This window comes from Mycobacterium simiae, assembly GCF_010727605.1.
In the GTDB taxonomy this organism is placed as follows: Bacteria; Actinomycetota; Actinomycetes; order Mycobacteriales; family Mycobacteriaceae; genus Mycobacterium; species Mycobacterium simiae.
Window position 1 is genome coordinate 2453843 of the sequence record NZ_AP022568.1, and the last position, 12192, is coordinate 2466034.

11 protein-coding genes are annotated in these 12192 nt (G+C 66.8%); 4 read left to right on the forward strand and 7 right to left on the reverse strand.

The window, feature by feature from the left end; all coding sequences use genetic code 11:
- Nucleotides 1-11: 11 nt before the first annotated feature.
- Together G6N33_RS11370 and fadD1 are read left to right on the forward strand one after the other, a co-directional pair.
- Nucleotides 12-782, forward strand: coding sequence for an SDR family NAD(P)-dependent oxidoreductase (locus G6N33_RS11370; protein WP_044509244.1), 771 nt, complete (start codon nucleotides 12-14; stop codon nucleotides 780-782).
- 118 nt (nucleotides 783-900) lie between these two features.
- The gene (gene fadD1 / locus G6N33_RS11375; RefSeq protein WP_044509243.1) at nucleotides 901-2529 is read left to right on the forward strand and encodes a fatty-acid--CoA ligase FadD1; all 1629 of its coding nucleotides are present in this window, start codon (nucleotides 901-903) and stop codon (nucleotides 2527-2529) included.
- Here fadD1 and G6N33_RS11380 read toward each other — a convergent pair.
- Genes G6N33_RS11380 through G6N33_RS11405 form a run of 6 tightly spaced genes read right to left on the reverse strand, consistent with a single transcriptional unit; the run spans nucleotide 2474 to nucleotide 8770 of the window.
- A complete protein-coding gene (locus G6N33_RS11380; RefSeq protein ID WP_044509242.1) occupies nucleotides 2474-3121 on the reverse strand; it encodes a PadR family transcriptional regulator in 648 nt (215 codons plus the stop codon). The two genes, fadD1 and G6N33_RS11380, sit on opposite strands and share 56 nt — an antisense overlap.
- 7 nt (nucleotides 3122-3128) lie before the next feature.
- Nucleotides 3129-3545: a Zn-ribbon domain-containing OB-fold protein gene (locus G6N33_RS11385; protein ID WP_044509241.1), complete on the reverse strand. Its 417-nt coding sequence runs from the start codon at nucleotides 3543-3545 to the stop codon at nucleotides 3129-3131.
- Complete coding sequence (locus tag G6N33_RS11390) at nucleotides 3542-4714, reverse strand: thiolase family protein (RefSeq protein ID WP_044509239.1); 1173 nt, start codon at nucleotides 4712-4714, stop codon at nucleotides 3542-3544. The genes G6N33_RS11385 and G6N33_RS11390 overlap by 4 nt, the downstream gene beginning before the upstream one ends.
- A gap of 24 nt (nucleotides 4715-4738) precedes the next feature.
- The gene (locus tag G6N33_RS11395; protein WP_044509238.1) at nucleotides 4739-5077 is read right to left on the reverse strand and encodes a hypothetical protein; all 339 of its coding nucleotides are present in this window, start codon (nucleotides 5075-5077) and stop codon (nucleotides 4739-4741) included.
- Nucleotide 5078: 1 nt separating this feature from the next.
- On the reverse strand, nucleotides 5079-7412 hold the full coding sequence (locus G6N33_RS11400; RefSeq protein WP_044509237.1) for a CaiB/BaiF CoA-transferase family protein: 2334 nt from the start codon (nucleotides 7410-7412) through the stop codon (nucleotides 5079-5081).
- A 2-nt stretch (nucleotides 7413-7414) separates the two neighbouring features.
- The gene (locus tag G6N33_RS11405; protein WP_044509236.1) at nucleotides 7415-8770 is read right to left on the reverse strand and encodes an amidohydrolase family protein; all 1356 of its coding nucleotides are present in this window, start codon (nucleotides 8768-8770) and stop codon (nucleotides 7415-7417) included.
- Nucleotides 8771-8993: 223 nt separating this feature from the next.
- Between G6N33_RS11405 and G6N33_RS11410 the strand changes: the two genes are divergently transcribed.
- Nucleotides 8994-9995, forward strand: coding sequence for a LacI family DNA-binding transcriptional regulator (locus tag G6N33_RS11410; protein ID WP_044509235.1), 1002 nt, complete (start codon nucleotides 8994-8996; stop codon nucleotides 9993-9995).
- A gap of 18 nt (nucleotides 9996-10013) precedes the next feature.
- Here G6N33_RS11410 and G6N33_RS11415 read toward each other — a convergent pair whose 3' ends face one another.
- On the reverse strand, nucleotides 10014-10607 hold the full coding sequence (locus G6N33_RS11415) for a TetR family transcriptional regulator (protein ID WP_044509234.1): 594 nt from the start codon (nucleotides 10605-10607) through the stop codon (nucleotides 10014-10016).
- A 214-nt stretch (nucleotides 10608-10821) separates the two neighbouring features.
- On the opposite strand from G6N33_RS11415, the gene G6N33_RS11420 reads away from it, so the two are divergent.
- The gene (locus tag G6N33_RS11420) at nucleotides 10822-12147 is read left to right on the forward strand and encodes an acetamidase/formamidase family protein (protein WP_044509233.1); all 1326 of its coding nucleotides are present in this window, start codon (nucleotides 10822-10824) and stop codon (nucleotides 12145-12147) included.
- Nucleotides 12148-12192 lie beyond the last annotated feature (45 nt).

Below are 12192 nucleotides of genomic sequence, written 5' to 3' on the forward strand. Positions count from 1 at the left end.
CCGTTTCGCCCATGTCAGAGCAGACACACGCGCTCGACGGCCGGCGAATCCTGGTGACCGGCGGAGCAACCGGAATCGGCGCGGCCGCCGTCGAGGTGCTCGCGGCGGCGGGAGCCCGGGTCGCCGCGACGTATCACCAAACGCCGCCGCCGGATGGCCTTGCCGCCACCTGGATCCAGTGCGACGTCCGCGACGCCGATGCCGTCACGGGTATGGTCCAACACGCCACCGCGCAGCTCGGCGGGCTCGACGTGCTGGTGAACGCCGCCGGGCTGTGGCAGGCCGGCATACCGGGCTACATCGGCGCTGATGACATTTCATTCCTGCTGGACACCAACGTCAAGGCCACCATCCTGACCAATCAGGCCGCCTACGCGGTGATGAAGAACCAGCATCCCAAGGGCGGCAGGATCATCAATTTCGGCTCCTCCGAAGCTGTTATGGGCAGCCCTATTTCGGCCGTTTACGCCGCGACCAAGGGCGCCGTGCAGGCGTGGACGCGCTCGGCGGCCAAGGCCTGGGCTTCCGACAACATCACCGTCAACGCGCTGGCGCCGGCCGTGCAGACGCCGGGCGCCGACCGGCTGCGCGAATTCCTCGGCCCGGATGCCGCCGCGCTGATCGACCAGCAGATGAAGATGATGATCCCGCTCGGTGGGACGCTGGGCGAACCGGCCCGAGATGTCGGGCCGATGCTGATCTTCCTGGCCGGACCGGGATCGGGCTTCATCACCGGACAACTGCTGGCCGTCGACGGCGGTCTGATGATGGTGGGCGGTTAGGGGCCGGGACCGCCCTCGGCTCCGGCGCAGCGGCATGCGGATTTTCCGGCCGCACCACCCGCTAAGATAAGACGGACCGTCTCGTCTCGTAGATTGGGCAGGGTGAAGGTGGATCTCGATGGCTGATGACACCATGCAGGCGTTCCTGCGCCGACGCCGGTCGGATCCGACCGTCGCGGTGAAATACCGTGATCTGCAGTGGACTTGGCGTCAACACCTGGACCAGGCAGCGACGCGGGCCGCGGCCCTGATCGGTGCCGCGGACCCGGGACGCCCCATGCACGTCGGTACGCTGCTGGGTAACACGCCCGAGATGCTCAACCAGATGGCGGCGGCCGGGCTGGGCGGCTACGTGTTGTGCGGGCTGAACAACACCCGGCGCGGGCCGGCACTGGCCGCCGACATCCGCCGGGCCGACTGTCAGTTCGTGGTCACCGACGCCGAACATCGCGGCCTAATCGAGGGTCTGGATCTCGGCGCTGCGCGGATCCTGGACACGTCGACGCCGCAGTGGGATGAATTCCTTACTGCCGCAGGGGAATTCGTGCCCTATCGCGACGTCGCCGCGATGGACTCATTCATGATGATCTTCACCTCGGGCACCAGTGGAAACCCCAAGGCGGTTCAGGTGTCGCACCTGATGGCGATGTTCGCCGGTACCAACCTGGTCCAGCGCTTCGGCCTGACCGCGCAGGACACCTGCTACGTGTCCATGCCGCTGTTTCACTCCAACGCGGTCGTCGCGGGGTGGGCGCCCGCGGTGTGTTCCGGCGCTGCGATCGTGCCGGCGAAGTTCTCGGCGACGAACTTCCTCGACGACGTCCGACGCTACGGCGCGACCTACATGAACTACGTCGGCAAGCCGCTCGCCTACATCCTGGCCACGCCCGAACGCGACGACGACGCGGACAACCCGCTGCGCGTCGCCTTCGGCAACGAGGCCAACGACAAGGACATCGAGGAGTTCGGTCGTCGTTTCGGCGTTCGGGTGGAAGACGGCTTCGGCTCGACGGAGAACGCGGTCATCGTGATCCGCGAAGAAGGCACACCCAAGGGGTCGATCGGCAAAGGCATCGACGGTGTCGCGATCTACCACAGCGACACAGTCACCGAGTGCGCGGTGGCTCGCTTCGACGCCAGCGGCGTACTGGTCAACGCCGACGAGGCCGTCGGCGAGCTGGTCAACACGGCGGGAGCGGGATTCTTCACCGGGTACTACAACGACCCAGCCGCCAACGCCGAGCGGCTGCGGCACGGCATGTACTGGTCCGGTGACCTCGCCTACCGTGACGCGCAGGGTTGGATCTACCTGGCCGGGCGCACCGCCGACTGGATGCGGGTGGACGGCGAGAACATGGCGGCGGCCCCGATCGAACGAATCCTGCTGCGCCACAATTCGGTCAACCGTGTCGCGGTGTACGCCGTCCCGGACGGTCATGTCGGCGATCAGGTGATGGCGGCCATCGTCCTCAACGACGGCCGCACCCTCGATCCCGTCGAGTTCGAGGCCTTCCTCGGCGCGCAGCCCGACCTGTCCCCCAAGGCGTGGCCGCGCTACGTGCGGCTGGCCGCCGATCTGCCCAGCACGGCCACCCACAAGGTGCTCAAGCGGCAGTTGATCGCCGAGGGCACGGCGATCGGTGCCGGCGAAACCCTGTGGGTGCGAGAACCGCGCGGCACCGCTTACGCGGCTAGCCCCGGTGTTCCCGACGACGAATCTGTCCCTTCGTCCGCGGCACCCGCCTGACCGGATCTCGGCTTGTGCCGCCGGCGATCTCGTCACGCAACTGCGCAATGTTGGAGATCTCCGCGTACAACCCGCGGATGGCGTAGTCCAACACGGCAAACGAGAAGCGGTGTTCGGGTTCTTCGGTGATGCCGAGTTCGCGGGAACGCTGCCGTGACCAGAGCGCCTCGTCGAGCCGCGCCCGCGTCGCCTCGAGATGGCGGTCCAGCGTGTCGACAATGCGTTCCGGATCCTCGCCCCGCGCGAGCCAGGTGCGCAGAATGACGGGGTGCTTGATGACGACCTGCTCATCGCCCGGGAAGTGCTGCACCCAGCGGCGCAGCGCGGCCAATCCGGAGTCGGTGGTCTCGTACAACGTGATGGCACGCCTGCCGGATTGGGCACCGATCTCGGCGACCAGGCCCCGTACCAACAGCCGGTTCAGTTCGCGTCGCACGTGACTGACCGACGGCGACCAGTAGAAGTGGCCGACCGACAACTCGGCCCGCATCTTGATCTCGCCGGCGGTCAGCTGTTCGTCGTTGGCCGCCAGCACACCCAGCACCAGGTAGGCCGTCACCGGTAGGCCGTCGGTACTACGTCGGGGACTCACGAATCGGCTACCTGTCGCTGGTGAAGCAGGGCAGTGTCAGGTCCGGGCCGACGACGTGGAACAGCACGCGCACGCGCATACCGATCACCACATCGTCGGGCGCCACCCCGACGATGTTGGTGAGCATCTGGTAGCCCTCGTCCAGCGTGACGATCGCCGGCGCGTAGGGCGGTTCGAATTCGGGGGTGACGGGACGGTAAACCACCGTCCAGCTGTAAATTTCGCCGGTCCCGGCACTGCGCGTCCAGTGCAGTTCGGTGGACAGACAACCGCGGCAGTGCTCGGTCGGCGGGAAGTTGGCTTGGCCGCACGCGTCGCACTGCTGGTAGCGCAGTTCGTGCGCCCGGCACCCATGCCAGAACGGCACACTCAGTGGGCTGCTCGCGTGCGGCAGCGGACCGGTCTGTGGTTGCAAGAACGTCACCGCGGCTCGTCTCCGAGTAGCAGCACGGTGGTGAACAGCGCACCGGCTCCCCCGTTGCTGCACAACGCGATGTGTGCATCCGGGACTTGAAGCGGGCCCGCCTCGCCGCGCAATTGCTGGACGGCCCGCACGGCCCGCTGCATCATCTGCGGATTGGCCCCGGCATGACTGAACGACATGGTTCCTCCATCGGTGGTGATCGGGTGGCTGCCACCGATCGCGATGTGGCCGTCGGCGACGAACGGACCGCCTTCGCCGTCTCCGCAGAAGCCGAAAGCTTCGAGCTGGCGGATGATCTCGAACGAGAAGGGGTCGTAGAGTTCCAGCACGTCGACATCATCGGGCCGAATTCCGGCGTGGCGGAATGCGCAGTCTGCCGCCCGTCTGCCGACGACGCCGTTCACGTGATCGCCGCGGCGGCCGGTGAGGTCCCAGGCCGGTGGGTGCTGATACGACGGGCCGTGGAAGTCGGCGCCGCTGCCCAGCACGTAGATCGGTTGCCGAGCCCCCTCCCCCTTGTCCAAGACCTTCTCGATATTCGCCACCACCAGGGCGCAGCCGCCTTCGGACGTGGTGGCGCAGTCGAGCAGGTGGAACGGATCGGCGATCGAGCGCGAGGCGGTGATGTCGTTGGGGGTGAACGGACCACGTTGGTAGTACACCGCTTCCGGGTTCTGCGACCCGTTGTTGCGGATGGTCGCGGCCACTATGGACAGCTGTTCGCGAGTGGTGCCGTAGATGTGCATGTGCCGTCGCGCGATCAGCGCGAATTCGGCGGTGGTGAACATCCCCCAGGGCGCGACGAATTCGTTTTCCGGCCGGGTCCACGGCGCCGTGGCCTCGTGGTCGCGGTACTCGCCGGCTTGGGCGGCCACGAGCACCACGACGTCGGCCATGCCGTGTTCGATCGCCGTGACCGCCTCGGTGATCATCCCGACGCCGAAGGCCAGACCCTGCCACGCCGGGCCGAGGCGCAGGTCATAGATCAACGCGGTCGAGTGTGGGCTCGCGCTGATGCCGTCGACGTCGTCGAGGGTGAGTCCGGCATCGTCGAGCGCTCCCCGGATCGCCTTGACGGCCAGGCTCCGCGACGTCTCGCCGTCCAGGCGCCGGCCCTGGCGGGTGTTGTGCACGCCGACGATCGCCGCGGTGCGCGCGGTCGTACTCACTCCTGCTCCATTCGTTGCAGCCGTTCAGTTTTCATCGGCCACCACGCCCAGATAGGTTCCCCGGACGTCGTAGCGACAGCCGTCGCGTACGACCGTGCCGATGAGCCTGGCCCGGCTGTCGGTGCCCGGTGCGCCGGGCCCCGACACCCGTACCACGTCGATGCGCACGTCCACCGGCCGGGACGTTTGCGGGTCGGTGAGCTCGACGACCATCGCCACCGCGCGCTCACCCTCGTCCCACTCGACGCTGGTGATGCGGTGCCGTGCGGTCAGTTCCATCACGACTGACTCGCGACGCACCAAAAACCGCACCGGCGCGCACAGTTCGCCGGCGCGCGGCGGTACGCACAGCGTGACCGCCATGTCACAAGCCCGCAGGCCGGACACTGGTTGCGCGCGCCGCCCGCAATTCGGTCAGCTCGTCCGGACGGCGCCCCAACACCTGGCCCAACACCTCGCTGGTGTGCTGCCCGTACAACGGTGCGACCCGGCGGACCCAACGTCGTGGCTTCCCGACGAAGGTGAAAGGCATACCGGTGCATAGAAACTCACCGACGACCGGGTGGTCCACGGTTTCCCAGAATCCGCGGGCCAACAGGTGCGGGTCGCTGAGTAGCGACGCTGCGTCGGTCACCCCCGCGGCGGCCAACTGTGCGGCGCGCAGGGTGCCAACCGCCTCGCTCGCCGGGCGGCGGGCGGTCCAGGCCGCGATCAGCTTGTCGATTTCGTCGGCCCGCTCGGCCCAGTCGGCCGCGTCGGCTCCGAGATCGGGCTGGTCGATGAGCGCGGCGAGCCCGGTGCGCGCGGCGTCGCTCAACGCGGCCAGAGCGACCCATTCGTCGTCACCCTGGCAGCGATACAGCCCCTGCGGCACCGCTCCCGGGCCTCGGTTGCCCTGTCGGCACATCTGGATCCCGTTACGGGAGTACTCGAGCAGCATTTCGGCCGCAACGTTCAGCGCCGACTCCACCATCGTGGACTCGACCTGCAGCCCGATGCCCTCGCGGTCGCGGATCACCAGCGCCGCGATCGCCGCGAAAGCCGAGTGCAACCCGGCGATGGGATCACACACTCCGCGCGGAATCACCGGTGGGCCATCGGCATGTCCGGTCATCCACGCCATGCCGGTCGCCTGTTCCATCGTCTGTGCGAAACCGACTCGGTCGCGCCATGGACCGTCCAGGCCGAAGGCCGGCATGCGGACCATGACCGCGCGTGGATTCACGGCATGCACGGCGTCCCACTGCAATCCGAAGTTTGCCATCACCCTGGGGGAGAAGTTCTCGATGACCAGATCGCTTCGCCCGATGAGATCCAGTGCCAGCGCACGCCCGGCGTCGGTGCTGAGCTCGACGCTGATACCGCGCTTGTTGTTGTTGCTGCACAGGAAGACCGGGCCCCACTCCCACCACTGGTCCCAGTCCGGGGGACGGCCCGCGGAGAATCGCATGCCGTCGGGGCGGCGAACGCCCTCCAGCTTGATCACGTCGGCGCCGAGTGCACCGAGAAATTGGGTGGCCACCGGGCCCGCCCAAAACGCGGTGAAATCGGTGATCCTGATGTCGGACAGCGGAAGCGCCTCGGGATTGGCAAGTTTCGGCCGACCCTGCCGTGCCGGCCACCGCACGCGACCGTTGTCGGCACCCAGCAGCGGTGGCCGGCCGGGCGGCCGGGTGGCGATGGCGTCGCCGCGATACGGCACTCGCGGCTGTAGGACGCCGAGCTCGGACTCGACGAACACGCCGCGTTCGACGAAGTGGTCGACGGTGGGCAGGGTGGCGGGCATACCGATGGGCGCCACCGGGATTCGAAAGGCCACCGCGAGATCGACAATCTCCTGTGTGGTCCTGGCTTCGGTCCACTGCCTGACCATGCCGAGGAACTCGTCGCGGCGCTCGACGCGGCCGGTGAACGAGGCGAGTTCGGCGTCGTCGACCAGGTCGGCGCGGTCAATCATGACCAGGAAGTCCTGGAACTGTTGGGCGGTGATCGTGCAGAATCCCACCAGACCGTCCGCCGTCGGGACGATCGACGGCAGCTCCAAACTACGTCGCTGCAGCAGCGAACCCGCGCCCAGGACGCTGGCCGACATGGCAGAAAGTCCCCCCATCGCGATCGCCATCGCCTCATAAGTGGAGACGTCGATGATCTCACCGCGGCCGCCGCGCGCGGTGTGCCGAGCCGCGGCCGCGGCGACGGCGGCGGCGAACGAGCCCGCCAGCCACTCCCCAAGCCGCCCGCCCGCCTGCACCGGCTCGTCGCCCGGCCAGCCGCGGCCGCCTGTCGATCCGCACATCGCTTGCAGGATGAACTCATTAGCCATGACGTGGTCGTCGACATACGGACCCGTGGTCCCGAACGGTGTCACGCTGACGACCACCGCTGACGGGCCGGTGTATGCCGTGATCTTGCCGAGTGTCCAACCGTCGGTCAGGTCGGTGAGCACGATATCGGCCCCGGCCAGCAGTGCGGTCGCTGCCTCAGGATCGTTGACCGAACTCTTGCCCGCCGCCAGGTATCCGAACAGCGCCCCGGGCCGCCCCCCGGCCGACCACTGTCGCAGTGAATCACCCTGTGCCGATTCGATTTTCACCACCTCGGCGCCGCCGTCAGCGAACATCTTCCCGGCGTAGGACGCGGCGATCCCGTTGGATAGCTCCACCACCCGCCAGGTCTCGAACGGTGCGTGGGCCGCCACGCTCAATTGCCCAGCGTCGTCGCACGGCCGGCGATACCGGTCACCTCGGCGGTCACCGGCGCCCGTGCCGCGGCCTGCGCCTGCAGGGCGAACTGCGTCATGCGGGTCCACGCGTCGCGGTCGCGCTCGCTGGCTTGCCGCCCGACGTGGGTGACCACGTCGACGTCGGCGGCCTGCGCACGCAGCTGGCCGACCCGGGCGTGTTCTTTGGGTATATGCCGGAACGGATCGAATGAGTAGGCCGCCATGGCATTTTCGTGCGTGATCTTGTTGATCGTCGCGTCGTCGAGGTGGCCCATATTGGCGATGATGTCCTCGGGCGCGAACGGCCAGTTGCTGTCGGAATGCGGAAAGTCGGACTCCCAGCACAGCATGTCCTCGTTGAACCACTCCATGTTGCGCACACCGACTTTGTCGCTGATAAAGCAGGTGAAGAAGTGCCGCTTGAACACGTCGGCGGGGCCGTCGTAGCCCGGCGGAAAGGTCGCCAGTGTCCACCCCGAATGCCGGTGGTAGACGTGCTCGGCTCGCCACAGGAAGTAAGGGATCCACCCGACGTCACCCTCGGTCAGGGAGAACTTCAGGTCCGGGAAGTCGGCCCAGAACTCGGCCCAGATCAACTCGGTGAAGGTGAACATGCTCATCATCGATGATGCCGTCATCTGCACGCTGGCCGGCGCGTCCGTGGAGACCTGTGGGGACCGCGACGCCGAGCCGACGTGCGTACACAGCACCGTCTTGTGCTCACAGACCGCCTCGAACAGCGGATACCAATACTTGGTGTGAATGCTGGGCATTTCCAACGCTTCCGGATTCTCCGAAAACGTCACGGCGTGACAACCCTTGTCGGCCAGACGCTTGACTTCCCTGGCCGCCTCGGCGACGTCGAACAACGGCAGGATGCCACACGGAATGAATCTGCCCGGATAAGCGCCACACCATTCGTCGACGTGCCAATCGTTGTAGGCCTTGATCATCACCAGGTTGACGTCGCGGTCGGGACCCTGATTGAGGACCTGACCGGAGAACCCGGTGAAGTTCGGGAAATTCAGGCCCGCCAACTGTCCGCCGGCGTTCATGTCACGGACGCGCTCATCGACGTTGAAGCAGCCCGGTCGCATCTCGTCGTAGCGCGACGCGTCGATGTTGTACATCTCGCGCGGTTTGCCCGCGACCGCGTTGAGGCCCATGTTTCGGCCGCGGACCTGTCCGTAGTACCACTGCTGAATGCCGTCCGGTTCGAGCACCACGCGGGGCGCAAGGTGCTTGTACTTCACGGGCACGTGCGCGTCGAACATGTCCGCCGGCTCGGCGATGTGGTCGTCCACACTGATCAGGATCAGATCGTCTTTGTCCATGCCGCACTTTCCTCGCTATAGCGACTAGTAGACAATGATCTTTGGTTGCGCGTCAATGCCATTCTCGGGCCGAATATCGCCATGATCGGCGGAGCTCGGTGGAGTCGGTCGTCAAGAAGCCCAAGACTATGTGGACTATTAGTCCGAATAAATCGCCAGTGCATACCGGTCGAATATTTGCCCGAACTTCCTTTTCGATCGTCGTCGCGTGCCACCATGAGGCATGGCCGGCCCAGAAGGTGACGCGACGACCGCGGATAAACCGGCGCGGCCCACCAACGCCGATGTTGCGCGGTTGGCCAGCGTGTCGACGGCGACGGTCAGCTATGTGTTGAACAACGCCGAGGGCCGTCGCATCTCGGCTGGCACCCGGGAGGCGGTTCGCCGTGCCGCGGACCTGCTTGGCTACCGACCCAATCTCGCCGCGCGCAACCTCGCGCGCGGACGCAGCGGTGTGGTCCTGTACGTGGTGCCGCAAGTCGCGGTGGGCGAGATGCCGATGCTGGCCGGCAGCCGGATGACCACCGAACTGGCCCAGCGCGGGTTGTTACAGGTGCAGATTTTCGAGACCGACGACGATCAGCATGTCGTCGACGCGATCAAGAACCTCGATCCGGTTGCGGTGATGAGCCTGTTCCCGCTCAGTAGCGCGGCTTCGGACGTGGTGCAGTCAGCCGGCATCCCGACCATCGAGATCGGCACCCTGCCCGCCCTCGGCGATCCGCGCCTGTCCATCGGAGAGCTGCGGATCGCACACCTCGTCTCCCGAGGCCACCGACGGATCGCGTTCGCCTACACCGGAATCCAGCGATGGCGGCGGCTGGGCGACTATTGGTACCACGGCCTGCTCCGCGCGGCGAAGGCGCGCGACCTACCACCGTTGGCCGTGGGCGAGGTGACGGTGGACAACGCCGCAGAAACGGTGCGGAAGTGGGTGAGCGCCGGCGTGACGGCCGTGTGCGCCCAAAGCGACGACATCGCCTGCCTGGTGCTGCATGGGATTCACGAAGCGGGCCTACGCTGCCCGCGCGACCTTGCGGTCATCGGCGTCGACGCCAGCCCGATGGGGTTGGTGAGCAGTCCCCCGTTGACCACCGTGCAATTCGATCCGCGCGCCGTCGCCGATATCGCCCTCGCGGCGCTCTTCGAACGAATCGGGTATCGCAGCGCGCCATTCGGCGAACCGTCCGGTATCGGTCGCCTCATCGTGCGGGCCTCGACATAAGCGAGACCTGAGCAAGACCTAGGCGATGGTGATTGCCGCCAATCCGCGGCGTACCCGATCGGGCAGCGATCCCCCGTCGCGCAGCCAGTCGTCCAGCGCGAGGCGGACCGCCGCCATCGCCAGCGCCCCGATTAATCGCGGTCTCGGATCATGTTGTGCGGCACCGCCAATCCGCGGAGCGATGAGCTCAGCGATCGCCGCCTCGTAGCGCACGTAGATCCGTAACGTCCAGGCGTCCAGGGTCTCCGAGGAGCGAGTCAGGGTGGCCAATTCGCGCACCTGTTCCTCGATCTCGCCGAATCCCCGCCCGAGATCAGCGAAAGCGCCGGCGACGGCATCCACGGCGCTGCGTCCCGGCGGTTGGGCGGCCAGCGCGGCGGTGATCCGGTCCAGCCAGTGCTTGTTCATGCCCTCAGCGACGGCGTCTTCCTTGGAGTTGAAGTAGCGAAAGAACGTCGCCCGACTGATCGCGGCCGTTTCGGCTATGTCATCCACGGTCGCACCGGCCAAGCCGCGACTGATCACCAGTTGGGCGGCGGCCTGGGCGATGCGTTGACGCGTCGCGGTCCGTTTTTGCCCCGCGACGGATATCGACGTGGATGACACAGACATCTGCCCACCATATCCGTGCCGGCCGGACCGGCGCCCGAGTCCACGAAATCGGCCCGCTGGCCGCCGAACTCAACAGGTAACGTGCGCCACCATCATGAAATCGAATGGCCGCCATCACGAATTCCTATTGGCCCTGGCGATTCACGACTGCAAGGCTCCGTGGAGCACGTCGAGTGATTGGACGTCGAGCGATTGGACAAGCCGGAGATCGTCAATGGACCAGAGTTTCACGCAGAGCGCACATGACACCATCGTCGAAGGGGTCGGCCGGCCCGATTTCGACAAGGCGGTTGCGGCGCTGCGAGGCGGTGTCGGCGTGGTCGGTGCGGCCGGTCCAGCGCCGGCCGCTGCGGGTGCGGTCCGGGTACTGCAGCCGGGCGAGGGGCCCGTCGCGGGCAAGCACTACCTGCAGTCCACCCCGGACCGGGTGCTGTGGGGCTATGTCCCCAACGTCCATGCCACGCCGGTGCTGCAGATGAAGTCGGGTGAAACCATCACCATCGACGCTGTCTCCCATGAAGGCATCCTCGAGGACCAAGGGCGCGACCCCGTCGCGTACTTCGGATCAAAGGGTGTTTCGCAGGCCGATGTGCTGGTCGACGCCATCGCCATCGCGGCAGAATATCGGCGCACCCCAAGGGATTTCGATAAGGACGGACCGCACGTGGTGACCGGTCCGGTATTCGTCGAAGGCGCGCAGCCCGGAGATGTGCTCAAGATCGAGACACTGGAGGCGACACCGCGGGTGCCCTACGGCGTCGTCTCCAGCCGGCACGGCAAGGGCGCGTTGGCCAAGACCGCCGAGGGGAAGGCCCCCGCCGGAATCACCCTCGACGAGGTCATGCCCCCGGTAAGTCAGGACCGTCGACCCAACCCGGACCCCACGAAATACGGCCACGTCTGCACCTTCACCGCTATCGAGGACGGCCGGGGCGTCATGCGCTACCGGAGCGCGGCCGTCCGATTTCCGCTCAACCCATTCATGGGCATGATGGGTGTCGCGTTCTCGCAAGATCCCGATCTCACTGCGGCAAGCGCCAATTCGGTGCCACCCACGCTGGGTGGCGGCAATATCGACATTCGACTGCTGAACATCGGCTCGACCTTCTACCTCCCCGTGTTCGCCGAGGGCGCGCTGTTCTATGTTGGCGACCCGCACCACGCGATGGGCGACGGTGAGGTCGCCTTGACCGCGATGGAGGGATCGCTGCGCGGCACGTTCCGGCTCACCGTGTGCAAACCGGGATCCGGCGACGCTCCGTCGGTGGCCTACCGCTACCCCTTCGGCGAGACCGCCGATCTCTGGGTGCCGATCGGGCTTTCCAGCCCCGACGCCGGGCGCGACGGACAGCCCGCCGACCTCGACGTGGCGATGCGCCGCGCGGTCGTCAATGCGCTGGACTTCCTGGAGACCGACAAGGGCATGGATCGCGCGACGGCATACGCGTACCTGTCCGCCGCCGCGGACTTCACCATTTCCCAGGTCGTCGACCGCACCGTCGGCGTGCATGGACAGATCGCCAAGTCACACTTCGAGTGATCGCGGGTTCCGTCGACCCGATCCGATCAAAACGGTGTGTACCGG

Bases quoted from the DNA above. Each gene is read 5' to 3' on its own strand.
- G6N33_RS11370 (WP_044509244.1), top strand. From the start codon at position 12: ATGTCAGAGCAGACACACGCGCTCGACGGCCGGCGAATCCTGGTGACC.
- G6N33_RS11405 (WP_044509236.1), bottom strand. From the start codon at position 8,770: ATGGACAAAGACGATCTGATCCTGATCAGTGTGGACGACCACATCGCC.
- G6N33_RS11420 (WP_044509233.1), top strand. From the start codon at position 10,822: ATGGACCAGAGTTTCACGCAGAGCGCACATGACACCATCGTCGAAGGG.
- fadD1 (WP_044509243.1), top strand. From the start codon at position 901: ATGGCTGATGACACCATGCAGGCGTTCCTGCGCCGACGCCGGTCGGAT.
- G6N33_RS11395 (WP_044509238.1), bottom strand. From the start codon at position 5,077: ATGGCGGTCACGCTGTGCGTACCGCCGCGCGCCGGCGAACTGTGCGCG.
- G6N33_RS11415 (WP_044509234.1), bottom strand. From the start codon at position 10,607: ATGTCTGTGTCATCCACGTCGATATCCGTCGCGGGGCAAAAACGGACC.
- G6N33_RS11410 (WP_044509235.1), top strand. From the start codon at position 8,994: ATGGCCGGCCCAGAAGGTGACGCGACGACCGCGGATAAACCGGCGCGG.